Annotated in this window: 13 protein-coding genes and 1 CRISPR repeat array (1 of these 14 cut by a window edge); of the genes, 11 read left to right on the top strand and 2 right to left on the bottom strand. The window is 48.5% G+C overall.

Annotated features, from left to right (window positions below; all coding sequences use genetic code 11):
* Window positions 1-2,416: direct repeats of the CRISPR family, unit length 32 nt; unit sequence GTCGCTCCCCTCGTGGGAGCGTGGATTGAAAT (it extends 3,973 nt beyond the left edge of the window).
* 56 nt (window positions 2,417-2,472) lie between these two features.
* From DWZ61_RS11765 to DWZ61_RS11745, 5 genes are all read left to right on the top strand, one after another.
* On the top strand, window positions 2,473-2,658 hold the full coding sequence (locus DWZ61_RS11765; RefSeq protein ID WP_118538657.1) for a hypothetical protein: 186 nt from the start codon (window positions 2,473-2,475) through the stop codon (window positions 2,656-2,658).
* A 276-nt stretch (window positions 2,659-2,934) separates the two neighbouring features.
* A complete protein-coding gene (locus tag DWZ61_RS11760) occupies window positions 2,935-3,123 on the top strand; it encodes a type II toxin-antitoxin system HicA family toxin (RefSeq protein ID WP_118538655.1) in 189 nt (62 codons plus the stop codon).
* 1 nt (window position 3,124) lies between these two features.
* Window positions 3,125-3,511, top strand: a complete 387-nt coding sequence (locus DWZ61_RS11755; protein ID WP_118538654.1) for a type II toxin-antitoxin system HicB family antitoxin — start codon at window positions 3,125-3,127, stop codon at window positions 3,509-3,511.
* A gap of 39 nt (window positions 3,512-3,550) precedes the next feature.
* Window positions 3,551-4,711, top strand: coding sequence for an aromatic amino acid transport family protein (locus DWZ61_RS11750; protein WP_118538652.1), 1,161 nt, complete (start codon window positions 3,551-3,553; stop codon window positions 4,709-4,711).
* Window positions 4,712-4,735: 24 nt separating this feature from the next.
* Complete coding sequence (locus DWZ61_RS11745) at window positions 4,736-5,752, top strand: metallophosphoesterase (RefSeq protein ID WP_118538650.1); 1,017 nt, start codon at window positions 4,736-4,738, stop codon at window positions 5,750-5,752.
* 31 nt (window positions 5,753-5,783) lie between these two features.
* On the opposite strand, the gene DWZ61_RS11740 is transcribed toward DWZ61_RS11745, so the two are convergent.
* Complete coding sequence (locus DWZ61_RS11740; RefSeq protein WP_118538648.1) at window positions 5,784-6,338, bottom strand: hypothetical protein; 555 nt, start codon at window positions 6,336-6,338, stop codon at window positions 5,784-5,786.
* A 163-nt stretch (window positions 6,339-6,501) separates the two neighbouring features.
* Between DWZ61_RS11740 and DWZ61_RS11735 the strand changes: the two genes are divergently transcribed.
* Window positions 6,502-7,584: a transglutaminase domain-containing protein gene (locus DWZ61_RS11735; RefSeq protein WP_347475439.1), complete on the top strand. Its 1,083-nt coding sequence runs from the start codon at window positions 6,502-6,504 to the stop codon at window positions 7,582-7,584.
* A 21-nt stretch (window positions 7,585-7,605) separates the two neighbouring features.
* On the opposite strand, the gene DWZ61_RS11730 is transcribed toward DWZ61_RS11735, so the two are convergent.
* Entirely contained in the window at window positions 7,606-8,571 is a 966-nt protein-coding gene (locus tag DWZ61_RS11730; protein ID WP_118538644.1) for a tRNA-dihydrouridine synthase family protein, read from the bottom strand.
* A gap of 236 nt (window positions 8,572-8,807) precedes the next feature.
* Between DWZ61_RS11730 and DWZ61_RS11725 the strand changes: the two genes are divergently transcribed.
* The 5 genes from DWZ61_RS11725 (at window position 8,808) to DWZ61_RS11705 (ending at window position 14,465) form a co-directional block, all read left to right on the top strand.
* The gene (locus DWZ61_RS11725; RefSeq protein WP_118538734.1) at window positions 8,808-9,488 is read left to right on the top strand and encodes a class I SAM-dependent methyltransferase; all 681 of its coding nucleotides are present in this window, start codon (window positions 8,808-8,810) and stop codon (window positions 9,486-9,488) included.
* Window positions 9,489-9,611: 123 nt separating this feature from the next.
* Window positions 9,612-10,922 (top strand): glycoside hydrolase family 28 protein, encoded by a 1,311-nt coding sequence (locus DWZ61_RS11720; protein ID WP_118538642.1) that lies wholly within the window; start codon window positions 9,612-9,614, stop codon window positions 10,920-10,922.
* A gap of 74 nt (window positions 10,923-10,996) precedes the next feature.
* A complete protein-coding gene (locus DWZ61_RS11715) occupies window positions 10,997-12,469 on the top strand; it encodes a C69 family dipeptidase (protein WP_118538640.1) in 1,473 nt (490 codons plus the stop codon).
* A 204-nt stretch (window positions 12,470-12,673) separates the two neighbouring features.
* Window positions 12,674-13,126 carry a MarR family transcriptional regulator gene (locus DWZ61_RS11710; RefSeq protein ID WP_118538638.1) on the top strand — a complete coding sequence of 151 codons (453 nt, stop codon included), beginning with the start codon at window positions 12,674-12,676 and terminating at the stop codon, window positions 13,124-13,126.
* Window positions 13,116-14,465: an MATE family efflux transporter gene (locus tag DWZ61_RS11705; protein WP_347475438.1), complete on the top strand. Its 1,350-nt coding sequence runs from the start codon at window positions 13,116-13,118 to the stop codon at window positions 14,463-14,465. Before DWZ61_RS11710 ends, DWZ61_RS11705 begins: the two co-directional genes overlap by 11 nt.
* Window positions 14,466-14,719: the final 254 nt, after the last annotated feature.

The raw sequence follows: 14,719 nt of genomic DNA, 5'->3' as shown, positions 1-14,719 counted from the left end.
CTCGTGGGAGCGTGGATTGAAATTGAGACGGCTGCAGGTGGTGGCACCGGTAATATGTCGCTCCCCTCGTGGGAGCGTGGATTGAAATTGAGCAGAGGCACTATTAAGCAAAACATCAATAGTCGCTCCCCTCGTGGGAGCGTGGATTGAAATGGGATCCGGAGTGTCCGCTTACATTTAACACGGTGTCGCTCCCCTCGTGGGAGCGTGGATTGAAATAACAGAATGCGACATCAAACTACCTCACTTTCTGTCGCTCCCCTCGTGGGAGCGTGGATTGAAATAGTTATATGTGGAACGGAATGTTCCAGGGAAAGTCGTCGCTCCCCTCGTGGGAGCGTGGATTGAAATCTTTTTCAGCATCTTTGAGCAGAAATGAAAATACTGTCGCTCCCCTCGTGGGAGCGTGGATTGAAATATCCAGCACAAAAGCCTGTAGCAGTCCTTAAAAGTCGCTCCCCTCGTGGGAGCGTGGATTGAAATAGAACGGTGAATTACTCTACATGGCTACACATCCGTCGCTCCCCTCGTGGGAGCGTGGATTGAAATCTTAAACTGCACTTCATAACCCAAATCTGTAAGCGTCGCTCCCCTCGTGGGAGCGTGGATTGAAATATCCATCTCTCCCTGGCAATGATCAAAGCAGTTTGGTCGCTCCCCTCGTGGGAGCGTGGATTGAAATGCATTATGCTTCTCTTTCCATGCCCGGCATTCATCCGTCGCTCCCCTCGTGGGAGCGTGGATTGAAATTTCTGAAGCTCCTCCGATAATATCTTTTCCTCCAGTCGCTCCCCTCGTGGGAGCGTGGATTGAAATTCTCAATGGGAGCTGCACCGCCACCGATCTTTAAGGTCGCTCCCCTCGTGGGAGCGTGGATTGAAATTCAAGTACTCTGCTTCCAGCACGCGCCCGTTATCCGTCGCTCCCCTCGTGGGAGCGTGGATTGAAATATGCAGTGTATTCCCGGAATGGGAGTACTGGCAGGGGTCGCTCCCCTCGTGGGAGCGTGGATTGAAATATGCAGTGTATTCCCGGAATGGGAGTACTGACAGGGGTCGCTCCCCTCGTGGGAGCGTGGATTGAAATATTTACCTGATAGATGTTGATTCGGTCTTCGGAGTCGCTCCCCTCGTGGGAGCGTGGATTGAAATCTATATATCCGTCACAATTTACAATATACACAATGGTCGCTCCCCTCGTGGGAGCGTGGATTGAAATCTACCATGGCTTACACTACTGCTCTACGCGTGCGATCGTCGCTCCCCTCGTGGGAGCGTGGATTGAAATAAAAAGAGCAGGCAGAATGTTTATCTGCACAGGAAGTCGCTCCCCTCGTGGGAGCGTGGATTGAAATTTCTGTCGCCACAATACCGGATAAGTTGATATCTGTCGCTCCCCTCGTGGGAGCGTGGATTGAAATTTTGCATTTACGTTTGTTTTTGCACGATATTGCTTTGTCGCTCCCCTCGTGGGAGCGTGGATTGAAATCTGCGCAATGAATAAAATATTTTGCCCCGTTGTACGTCGCTCCCCTCGTGGGAGCGTGGATTGAAATTACCGGGGTAGCGTAAATGGCGTGCAAGCCAATTGTCGCTCCCCTCGTGGGAGCGTGGATTGAAATATGTCAATACAGCGTGTGCTGCGAAGAGCTTTCCGTCGCTCCCCTCGTGGGAGCGTGGATTGAAATCGGTTTCCGGCTGTACCTTAGTTGCAGCATCGGCGTCGCTCCCCTCGTGGGAGCGTGGATTGAAATGATGCTATCACCGAAGAGGTTTCCGGAGCCGGTGGTCGCTCCCCTCGTGGGAGCGTGGATTGAAATATGTATGAGCCGGTATTTATCAAGACACAGGCAAGTCGCTCCCCTCGTGGGAGCGTGGATTGAAATCCTGGAGTTAAAGAGCAGCTGTGCCTCATCTATGTCGCTCCCCTCGTGGGAGCGTGGATTGAAATAAAGTAAGCCTTGACTGGTTAGTAACTGGAAAAGGTCGCTCCCCTCGTGGGAGCGTGGATTGAAATTCCGGAAAATAAAGGTAAATCGTCCGGGTCAGGACGTCGCTCCCCTCGTGGGAGCGTGGATTGAAATATCAAATTCACATCAACGCATCTGTCCAACTGCGGTCGCTCCCCTCGTGGGAGCGTGGATTGAAATCGGTAACACTACCACCATAGCCTCCGGTATAGGGTCGCTCCCCTCGTGGGAGCGTGGATTGAAATATCTGATGTTAGACTGCGGACTCCGGCGTCAGGAAGTCGCTCCCCTCGTGGGAGCGTGGATTGAAATATTTCTGTCTTCATCCGGACTGCCTCCAATCTGTTGTCGCTCCCCTCGCGGGAGCGCGGATTGAAATGCACGGACGATGGGGATAATCTGTTTTTTCAACATGGTCGCTCCCCTTGCGGGAGCGACCATTGAAATAGAAAAGACAATCGTATATCATGTACTATGTGATTACATAGAAGGAGGATATCTAATTGAGTAAGACGGTTAGGCAAAGTGATTGGGCAACGGAAACGCATATGGAAGCCCTATTTTGGAGAAACGGAATGACACCGGAAGAATACGAGATGGAAAACAGATATTTGAGTAAAAATTTTTATAAGCAAAAAGATGGAAACTATATGCCACTTTGGATGCAAGAAGAGAACATGAAAGCATAATTAGTTCTTTGGATTTTTTTATTTACAGACAAGAAATACTTTATATTGAAATCAAAACAGATTGTAATAATTTCTTATACTATTCTATTTTATGTCTGATATTGTACAACATGTTGATAATTACAATATCTTTTAAAGTCAGTTTTAAGAAAATCTATTTATATTTCCTACGTAACAATTTGAATTTTTAATGTTATGTCGCATGGCTTTGTGTAAATTTGTGTATTTCGCTATTGATTTTGTGTAAGATTGTGTATAATATAAAAGGAGAAAAGAATGCATCCACGAAAGAAAACAATTAAAGAATTGGAAAAGAACGGTTTTATTTTTAAAAGACATGGAGCAAGTCATGATTTGTATTTTCAACCGAATACCAAGCAGACAATTCCTGTAAAACGTCATGATTTTAATGAAGATGATATGCGCTATATCTTCAAAGAAGCAAATATAGAAGGAGGCAAATGACATGCAATACACATATACCGCAGTTATTACTGAAAAAGATGGCACTTTCTATGCAAAGGTTCCGGATGTGGACGGGTGTATTACTACAGCATCGACTTTGGCAGAGGCGATTGCCCTTATTACAGATGCATTGAATCTTTGTCTTGTTGGTCTGGAAGATGAGGAAATTACTCCGAATGAGCCTACACCGCAGTCAGAGATTCCTCATTTACCGACAGATATTCTTACGATCATTCAGGCAGACACTATAAAATATCGTAGCATGACTGACACCAAGGCAGTTCGCAAAAATGTCTCGCTTCCGGCATGGATGTCCAAACTTGCCGATAAGCGAGGAATCAATTGCTCCAAAGTATTGCAGGAAGCACTTACCGCTAAACTTTTATAACTATAGAAAATCAGTATTTTTACCAAGGAGGTCCTCCCCATGTCCCACCCCATCCAATCCGAAGCCCATCTCACGACCTTTGAAGCCATCAGCATGATCGTCGGCAACAGCATCGGCACTGGCATCATCGCCGTTCCGTATCTTGCCACGAAAAATAGCATGCTGGATGTCGTGTGGATGGTATTGATCGCCTATTGTGTGAACGTGATCCTGCACCTGATCATTGCTGAGTTGTCTTACAATAATGGTGGTGTCCAACTAGTGAAAAGCTTTGAAGGAGAGCTGTTTCATGGGAAAATGAAGCAGATCTTCAGCTGGAGTGTATTTATCGTCTATGGGTTGGCAATTATGATCGGTGTGAGCGGTAATATCAACGGCGGAGCACAGATTTTTGTGAACTGGTTCGGAATGCCTTTCGTGGCAGCGCAGGTTTTGTACTATGTGATCGCCGGAGTTGTGGTATTTATCGGCATGAAAGCCGTAGGCATCGCACAGAAGTACGCAGTCATTGTCCTCATGGGAATTGTGGCGGTGATGACGGTAGGCACATTCCTGCATCCACTGAATTCCTTACAACGGGCACAGTTCCACTGGAACAATCTGTTGGCGCTGTACAGCATGGTGGTATTCGCAACTTCCGCCAATCAGGCAGTGATCCAGGTGGTGAAAGGCCTGGATGGCAACGCGAAACAGATCCGCCGTTCCATTTTCATCGGTTTTGGGCTTTCCTCAGTGTTTGTCCTGGTCGTAACGGGCACGGTTCTCCTGGGAACCAAGGGAGCGCTGGAAAAAGAACTGGCATACATGCAGTTGGGAGAAAGTATCGGTACCTGGGCGATGATCCTGGCAGGCGTATTTTCCCTGTTTGCTTTACTTACCACGTTCTGGAGCAATACTCTCGCCCTCCGCGATGTGGTTCATGAGCAGATCGGCAGCGGCAACCGCATCAGCTGGCTGATCGCTACGGTTCCCTGCATTTTGTTTGCCGTGTTCGGCGTGAACAGCTTTATTGTTCTGACGCGGATTATGAGCGGTGTAGTGGTACTGGTGAGCATCATGCTGGTGCTGACATACGGTAAATCCAGAAAAAAGGCGGGCAGCAGTCCTATCTGCGGTGTGATCGGCACGGTGCCTTTTCAGGTGCTGATGGTGATTTCAACAGTACTTTCTGCAATAGGAGCATTGATCCCGTTGAGTTAATCCCCAAAAAGAAAAGAGATTCTTATGTATACTTCCAAAAACTTTCAGATCCGGGACGAAGAGACTTTTTCCCTTTGCATCCCGACGGACAGAGATTATAAAATATTGCAGCTGACGGATCTGCACCTTGGTTTCGGCATGTTTTCCGGGAAAAAGGACAAACTGGCTCTGGAAGCGGTGGCGGAGCTGATCCACCGGACGGAACCGGATCTGATGGTCCTGACCGGAGATTCTGTTTTCCCGTTTTTCCCGAAAAGCGGTACCATGAACAACCGAAAGCAGGCAGAAAAACTGCTGGCATTTCTGGATGGTTTTCAGATTCCCTATACTCTGGTCTTTGGTAACCATGACTGTGAAATGGGCTCCACCTGCAATAAGGAACAGCTGGCGGAGATTTTCACTACGGGAAAATATGCCGTTTTTACCAAAGGAAGATATGAACACAGTCCTCAGAATCCCATTACCGGCGTAGGGAATTTTGTAGTAGACCTCACAGATGATCAGGGAAAACTGTTACTTCCGCTGATTCTGCTGGATTCCAACATGTATGGTGACGGCTGGTTTTTCAGTGGTTTCGACTGCATTCATGAGGACCAGACGGACTGGTGCATGGAGAAATTGAACGAGAGAAAGGTACCGGCTATGGCATTTTTCCACATGCCGCCCGCGGAGTTCAAGGAAGCCTACGAGAAGATGAAGCTAGGCGATCACACTGTGATCTATGAACATGGTAGTATCGGAGAAAAGGATGAGTATTTCGGAATATCGAACCGACCACCTCATTTTTTTGAAAAAGCGGTGGATAACGGCTGGCTGAAATGGATTTTCTGTGGACACGATCATCTGAATACGTTGTCATTGACCTATAAAGGTATCCGCATGACTTACGGAATGTCCATTGATTATCTGGGATATTCCGGCATCGCGAAGCAATATATCCAGCGGGGAGCCACGCTGATCACGCGTAAGACAGACGGGAACATAGATATCACTATGGTACCGTTGACAACGGTTGTTTCGGAACGAGTAAGGGGAGCCTGATGAAAGGCTCCCCCGATTTGTACGAGAATGATTAGTAATTGATACCGCTGATGCCGAGTACTCCGTTCTGGACATTGAAGGTGATGTTGGGGCCGTCACCGGTGCTGTAAAGGGTGAAGCCTGCCATACTGGGGCTTAATTCGGACAGATCAGCATTAGCCATAGAGTCTTTCAGCTCAGGGGTGAAGATTTTGTCTGCACCTAAGGCAATCAGGTCTTCCCTGGTTTCGATCACACTGCCATCGCCCAGAGCAACATAGACCGGATAATTGACCAGATCAGCGAGAGCATTCAGGTCTTCAGCGGCTACGGCATCCTGGATCTTTTTAGCGAAAGCGGCAGCATCCTCTGTGGAAACTGCAAAGTTGTCTTCATATGAAGTACCATTGGCCGCATCAGCAGAAACTTCTGTAGTTGTCTCAGCACTAGCTTCAGCAGCAGAACTTTCAGCAGTAGAAGCCTCCGCACCGCTTTCGGAAGTCACCGTACTTTCCGCCGAAGCTGCTCCATTTCCCTGACTGCCACAGGCAGCAAAAGACAATACCATCACAGTAGTTAAAAGTGCACAGATCATTTTGTTTTTCATAAGTAAAACTCCTCTCTTAAATAAAACCATATCTTACAGGTCTCTGATGGTTAGACTATGCATCTGCTGCAAAAGTTTCAAAAATATCAAAAAAATATCAAAAAAATATCAAAAACATCCACCCAAAAGAAAAACCTTCTGTTAAAATGTAAAAATAAGACAGATGAAAACAATAGAACAGGAAACTACTATGGAAGCATATTACTACCAGAAAATGAACAAGCCCCAGCAGGCCGCCTATCACGCTATGCAGCAGGGAGTGCTGGCGCTGGCAGACGAGATCCAGCTGCCGCGGATCCCGGCGGAAGAATTGTATGACGTATTTTTCCGACTGCGGCTGGATCATCCGGAGATCTTCTGGGTGGTGAGTTATCGGTATAGATATTATCAGGACTCCCCCAACATCATCTTCGTGCCGGAGTATCTGTTTGAGAAAAATAAGATCAGAGAACATCAGAAAGCCATGCAGTCCCGGGTGGAAAAGCTGGCAAGACCTGCCGCAAAGTTCACAGAGTGGGAAAAAGAGAAGTACATTCACGACTTTATCTGCGAAAATATCACCTACGATAAGTTGAAAAAGCCCTATTCCCATGAGATTATCGGACCGCTGGGACAGGGCGTGGGTGTCTGCGAGGGCATTGCCAAATCGGTGAAGGTGCTTTGTGATGCGCTGGGTGTGTGGTGTGTAATCGCTATCTGCGGCAACAATCCGGAGAAAGGGATCAAGTACCGTCACACCTGGAATATTGTGCGGATCGGCGGGCAGTATTATCATCTGGATGCCACATTTGACAATACATTGGGAAAACATCAGGGCAATGCGGAAGCACCCGGAGAGATCCGCTACGACTATTTCAATCTGGGAGATAAAGCAGTGTTCCGGGATCATGAACCGTTGATCGCCCCGGCACCCGGCTGTCCGGACAACGATCATTTTTATTACAAGGAGAAAAAACTTTCCTTTACGAAAACGGAAGAAGTATATAAAAGAGCACAGCAGATGGCGAAAAAAGGCCGGGCCATGACGTTCCAGTGGCGGGGAGGCTATCTGACCAGAGAAGTCTTGCAGGAACTGTTGGAACTGATCCGCAAGGCAGGCGAGGAGCGGCAGAAGACCGCCCGGATCAGCTTCAACTGGCCACAGGCGGTCATTCATTTCAGCTATGTGGAAAATGCAGGCATCCCGGAGCCGGAGGTCGTCATGGAAGACGCCAACGAAGGAGAACAGTTCGACACCGGGGAATAAAGGTATGGGATGATGTCAGGATCAAGAATTCTCCGACTTCAATGCGCACTCCCGGAATAACGCATTGACGGCCAGCTTATAGTCGCTGGCATCTGTGGCTTTGCGGATCTTTTTTACGTATTTGTCCGGAGATTCGAAGCTGTGGCTTAAGAAAGTCCAGAGATCCTTCATCTTATAGAGCGTATTGGTATCGCCGGACATGATCTCCTGATAACCGGTCAGGAGGGAAGTGTGGAATTCCTTCAGGACAGCCAGCCGCTCTTCACAAGACGGCAGCGCAACACTCTCCGTGGAGGCAGCCTTCAATTCCTGCAATAATCCCGGATTCTGCAAAATTCCCCGGCCGATCATGACCGTATCGATACTGGGAAGCTTCGTAAGAATCTGCGTTAGCGACTCCGGAGAGGTAATATCCCCGTTATAGCACAGCGGACATTGCAGGGCTTCCACCGCCTCTGCGAAAGCTTCCAGATGGGGTGTCCCCTTGTAACCTTCCTTTTGCAGTCTGGGGTGAATGATCAGTTCCTTCATGGGGAATTTTTGATATATTTTAAGCAGTGGAGCCCATTCATCCATGTAGTCCATGCCGATGCGGGTCTTGATGGAGATTTCCAGTGGACATTTTTCGAAGATCTCGTCCAGAAAATCCTCCAGTTCCCGGGGCGTGCCTAAGAAGCCGGCACCACGGTTTCTTGCCACCACCGTCCCGGAAGGACAGCCCAGATTCAGATTGACCTCGTGGTAGCCATATCCGGCCAGCTGCTCTGCCAGCGACAGAAAATCCTCCACCTTATTGGTCAGGATCTGCGGTACGGTGTACATGCCCACATTATGTTCCGGAAGCACATCGTTGCGTTCTCTGCTGTTCATGTGCCGATTGGAGATAAAAGGGGTAAAATATTTGTCCATGCCGCCGTAACAGCGGTTCCAGTTAGTGCGGAAATTATAAGTGGTCAGTCCCTCCATGGGGGCAAGATAATATTTCATAAAAAATGTATGCCTTTCCGTAACCTGCAAGCGTTCCGTTGCATTCCGGCGTATGCTTTCGCAGATTGTACTTTGTATCGGGTGTTTTGCCAAATCCCTTATTCAGAGATATTCTCAATAACGGGATTGCCCTTTACATGATTATAAACAGTTACTATTATAATAGAGATAGTAAAAATTGCAAAGAAAACCGCAAAGATCCAAAAAGAAAGCGGCTGGAAGAAGGAATAAAGATCATGACTGAAAAAACAGAAAATAATACCATAAACCTAACCACCAACGAACGCACCCAGCAGGAGATCACCATCTCCGGCAACCCCGGGAAACCGGTCGGGGAGGATGGGGAGAAGATGCTGTGCCGCATGAACGAAAGCCACTACGCAGTGACCGGCTGGGCGCTGGAACACTGGAAGATCCGGGAGAATGACCGGATTCTGGACATCGGCTGCGGTGGAGGAGCAACTCTGAAACGCATGAGTGAAGAGGTGCGTGACGGACATCTGATCGGAGTGGATTATTCCGCCACTTCACTGGAGCTTTCCGGGAAAACCAATGCAGAAGCACTGCAGCAGGGAAAAATGGATCTCGTGGAAGCCTCAGTGGAAAAACTGCCCTTTGCGGACAATGCTTTTGACAAGATCATTACGGTGGAAAGCTTTTATTTCTGGCCGGATCCCGCGGAGAATCTGAAAGAAGTCTACCGGGTATTGAAGGAGCAGGGAACCTTTTTACTGGTGGCCGACATTTACCAGAAGGAGAATCTGCCGGAACAGGTACGGGAAAACATTCAAAGATTCCATCTGTTTAATCCCACACCGGAAGAATTCCGGGAACTGCTGGAAAATGCAGGATTTGAAGAGGTACGGATTCACTTAAAAGACGGCGAGGACTGGATCTGCGCGGAAGGGCACAAATAAGCAGTAGAACCCTTCGGAAAAACGCAAAAACCGGGTGGAAGTCCGAAACGGAACACGCTAGAATCAGAAACGTAGAAAATGTGAAAGTATCCATGAAAATATTCAAAGGAGAAAACAATAACCATGTATAATCAGAATTATAAAGTAGAACTTCCCCAGTTCCCGGACCGGGAGGTGTCCATAGCAGAATACGGCGCGAAGAGCGGCGATTTGCAGATCGAGACCGGCAGACACAATGCGGAGGCCATTAACCGCGCGATCTGCGAAGTGTCGGAGCAGGGGGGCGGTACGGTAAGAGTTCCCGCAGGCATCTGGGCGGTGGCTCCGCTCCGGCTGTTAAGCGGTGTCAATCTTCATCTGGACAGTCAGGCTATGTTAAAATTCATCAAGTCCAAAGAGGACTATCCGCTGCGGATCACCAGCTATGAAGGTCAGGACTGCATTCGCACCGTATCTCCCGTTACCGCGGAAAATGCAGAAAACATCGCCATTACCGGAGAAGGCATCATTGACGGCAGCGGTGATAAATGGCGTCCGGTCAAGAAGTTTAAGATGACGGAAAAGCAGTGGGATGCGTTGTTTACCATCAGTCCTTATGTGTTAGAGACGAAAGAAACAGCGATCTGGATGCCCACAGAGTCGATTTTAAAAGGAAATCACCACAATATTCAGGGAAACACCGAGGAAGCACTGGCCGCCGCGGCACCCTATTACGATTTTTACCGCCCGGTGATGATCAGTCTGCGCCATTGCAAAAATGTGCTTCTGCAAGGCGTAACGTTCATGAACTCTCCGGCATGGAATATCCACCCCTATTTCTGCGAGAACCTTACGGTGGAGCATATACAGGTCCGCAATCCTTATTATGCCCAGAACGGTGACGGCATTGATGTGGAGTCCTGCACTAATGTGCATATTCATCACAGTGTTTTTGAGACCGGAGATGATGCCATCTGCATGAAGTCCGGCAAAAATGCCATTGCCCGCAAGATTCAGGGGCCCTGCAGCAATGTTTACATCCATGACTGTCTGGTGAACGAAGGCCATGGCGGTTTCGTCATCGGCAGTGAGATGTCCCGCGGAGTAAAGGATATTCTGGTGGAGAACTGTACTTTCGTGGGAACCGATGTGGGTGTCCGCATGAAGAGTGCGCTGGGCCGCGGCGGCGTGGTAGAAAATATCACTCTCCGCAATATCCATATGAGCGAGATCAAGGGCGAGGCAGTGATCCTGACCATGTCCTATGTGCTCAATTCCCTGAACCGGGAAGAGACCATTGCCATGGAAAATGAGGACGACATCCCGTATTTCAGAAATCTGCAGATGGAGAATATTGAAGTCACCGGCTGCAGACAGTTCACAAAGATCGAGCCTTTACAGGGCAGGCCGGAGACAATTCAAAATGTAGTCATTAACGGACAGAAGCTGGCATAAGTGCCAGGACTGGAACACAGATTTCCGGTGCCGGAGAAGAAAATTTTGAAACACAGTATCAGGAGGTAATGATTATGCCATGTACAACCATATTAGTAGGAAAAAAAGCATCTTATGACGGTTCCACCATGATCGCCCGGAATGACGATTCTCCTTCGGGGCAGTTCACACCGAAGAAATTCGTTGTGGTGCATCCGGAAGAACAGCCGAAAAAATACGAATCCGTGCTTTCCCATGTGGAGATCGATCTGCCGGAGGATCCCATGCGTTATACCGCAGTCCCCAATGCACTGGACGGAGAGGGTATCTGGGCAGCGCACGGTGTCAATGCGGCAGGTGTGGGCATGACGGCCACAGAGACCATCACTTCCAATGCCAGAGTTCTGGGAGCGGATCCACTGGTGGAATATGTTCCGGCGAAGGATGGTGTGGAAGAGATCTCCGGCGGCATCGGCGAGGAGGACATTGTGTCTCTGGTGCTTCCTTACATTCACAGTGCCAGAGAGGGTGTCACACGTCTGGGAAGCCTGTTGGAGAAATACGGTACCTACGAGATGAACGGTATTGCTTTTTCCGATAAAAACGAGATCTGGTGGCTGGAGACCATCGGCGGCCATCACTGGATTGCCCGGAGAGTGCCGGACGACGCTTATGTGGTGATGCCGAACCAGTTCGGAATCGATGCCTTTGATCTAGAAGATGCGCTGACGGAGCAAAAGGAGCATATGTGTTCCGCGGATCTGAAAGAATTTATTGAAAAGAACTACCTGGATCTGTCACAGGACGGCAGTTTTTCCGCCAGAGATGCCTTTGGAAGCCATGACGATTCCGACCATGTATACAATACCGCAAGAGCCTGGTATATGCTGCGGACCCTGAATCCCCGTACAAAGGTCTGGGATGGCCCGAATGCAGAGTACACACCGTTTTCCGATGATCTGCCCTGGTGCATGGTGCCGGAGAAGAAAATCACGGTGGAAGATGTGAAATATGTGCTGTCTTCCCATTATCAGGGAACGCCCTACGATCCTTATGCGGCTTATGGAGATAAGTCCATGCGGGGAGCCTATCGTTCCATCGGCATCAACCGCAATGACGTCATGACCCTGATCCAGATGCGTCCGGAGGGAGAGCCGGTTCAGTGGCTGGCGCTGGCCTCTAATGCCTTTAATGTACTGGCACCTTTTTATACCGGCATCGATAGGACACCTGAGTACCTGTCAGCGACCACCGGAAAAGTCTCCACGGAGAACTTCTACTGGATGAGCCGTATGATCGCAGCCATGGCAGATGCTTCTTATAGCAAATCCGTGTTCCATATCGAACGTTATCAGGAAAAGGTGGCAGCGAAAAGCCACGAGATCCTGAACCGTTACGATACATTGCTGGAGCAGGAGAACGAAGAGGACAAATGTAAGAAATTGCAGGAAGAAGCCAACGAAAAGACGGCCCAAATGCTGCGGGAGGCAGCAGCCGACACGCTGGACAAGGTACTGTACGAACTTAGCGGACAGATGAAAAATGCCTATGCCAGATCGGATGCGTAAACAATCATCCAGGTGGAAACTTCATGATCTGAATGAAGAGAAAGGAAAACAGCAGATTCTCCAAAAGAGTCTGCTGTTTTTGTGTTTATGAAAATATCTCATTGACAAATTGAAATTGGCTCCATATAATTACCAAAGATAATTACTAGTGGTAACTATAAAGACAATTAGAGAATAGAAAAAAGATATCAGAGAGGAAAAAGAATGACGGTTCAGACCATAAAACGAATGTTGGATGCCTGTTATCAGGCAAAAAGAATCCGGGAGATGCTTCCCGCGCTGCCCTCAGGCGTGACACCCTCTTATATTCATTTTCTGGATGTGATCCAGATCATGGAGAGGCAGGGGGTTGCTGTGAAGATTTCAGATATCAGTGACTATCTGAATATCCCCCGTCCCGGCGTGACACGGACAGTAAAAGAAATGGAAGAAAAGGGGTATCTGCGGAAAGCCAATGCGGCGGAAGACGGTAGGATCACCTATATTTCCCTGACCGAAGAGGGACGAAAGCTGTCGGAAAAATATAACGAGAATTATTTTTCCGGTCTGGCACCGTATCTGGAGAGCATTTCCGAAGCAGATGCGAAAGTGATGATACAGACCATAGAGACCTTTTATCAGGTGATGTGCGAGAGGAGAGAGTATTTTGAAAAATAAAGAAAATGACATGATGGATTTTACACAGGGAAGTATTTTGAAAAAGTTGCTTCGCTTTATGGTTCCTATTTTGGGAGCACTGATCTTACAGGCGGCCTACGGTGCAGTGGATCTGCTGGTAGTGGGACGTTTCGGCTCCACCTCCGGACTTTCCGGTGTATCCACCGGCAGTCAGGTGCTGAATCTGGTGACCTTTGTGGTGACTCAGCTGGCCATGGGTATCACCGTGCTGATTGCCCGGTATCTCGGGGAGAAGAGAGAGGATCAGATCGGCAGTATCATCGGCGGCGGAACCGTTGTATTTGCAGCGATCTCGCTGGTGCTGTTTGTAATTATGGTGGGCTTTGCCCGTCCTATTGCGGTTCTCATGCAGGCACCGGAAGAGGCGGTAGGGCTGACCGTTGCTTACATCCGGATCTGCGGTGCCGGAATCTTTTTTATTGTGGCATATAATGTATTGTCAGCCATTTTCCGTGGACTGGGTGACAGCAATTCCCCGTTGCTGTTTGTATTCGTGGCGTGCATTGTCAATGTCGTGGGTGATCTGGTGCTGGTGGCAGGACTGGGCATGGATGCCATGGGAGCAGCGCTGGCTACTGTTTTTGCACAGGCATTGAGCGTAGTGTTTGCAATTGTACGCCTTGTGAAAAAGGGACTGCCCTTTACCATTACTGGATACGATTTCCGTTGGAATCCCCAGTGTGGTAAATTCCTGCAGATTGGTCTGCCGTTAGCTTTGCAGGAGTGTCTGACGCAAGGCTCTTTCCTGGCACTGTGTGCCTTTGTCAACCGCCTGGGACTGGAAGCTTCCTCCGGCTACGGCGTGGCATGCAAAATCGTTAACTTTGCCATGCTGATCCCCAGTGCACTGATGCAGTCCACTTCTTCTTTCGTGTCACAGAATGTAGGTGCCGGAGAACAGAAGCGGGCGAAGAAGACCATGTTCACCGGTATCGGCATCGGACTTTTGGTGGGATGCTTTGCCTTTTCACTGGTGTTCTTCCGGGGGGATCTGCTGGCAGGTATCTTCTCCGCGGATGCGGCAGTGGTGCAGAGAGGATATGAGTATCTGAAAGGTTTCGCACCGGAAACACTATTGACTGCTGTGCTGTTCAGCATGATGGGATATTTTAACGGTAATGGCAAGACCGTGTGGGTCATGCTTCAGGGACTGATCCAGACACTTCTCGTCCGACTTCCTTTCGCTTACTATATGAGTATCCAACCGGACGCAAGTCTCACCAATATCGGCCTCGCAGCCCCCATCTCTACTGCAGTGGGCATTGTTCTGAATGTGGCTTTTTTTCTCTATTTGGAACATGCTGCCAAGCGTAGTTGATGGAGAGTTACGCGGGGAGTTCTGTTTGTATTAAAAACGCTATTTTTTCTAAAAAAAATACAAAAACAGGAGATTTTGCCATGCAAAAAGCTGTTATTTTCGCTGAGCGTGCAAAATGAAGAAATTCCGTACAAAAATTCCGGATTTGGGAATTTTTTTGTACGGAATTCATTGTTTTTAGAGTTTTTACACCAAACTAACTTGAGAGTTAGTGAAATACATTGGCAAAATCCACGAACTCCCGGAGCATGCGA

Source organism: Clostridium sp. AF34-10BH, from assembly GCF_003478095.1.
Taxonomy (GTDB): Bacteria; Bacillota; Clostridia; order Lachnospirales; family Lachnospiraceae; genus Acetatifactor; species Acetatifactor acetigignens.
Note: the sequence above shows the minus strand (reverse complement) of the source record. Positions and strands in the feature narration are given on the sequence as shown.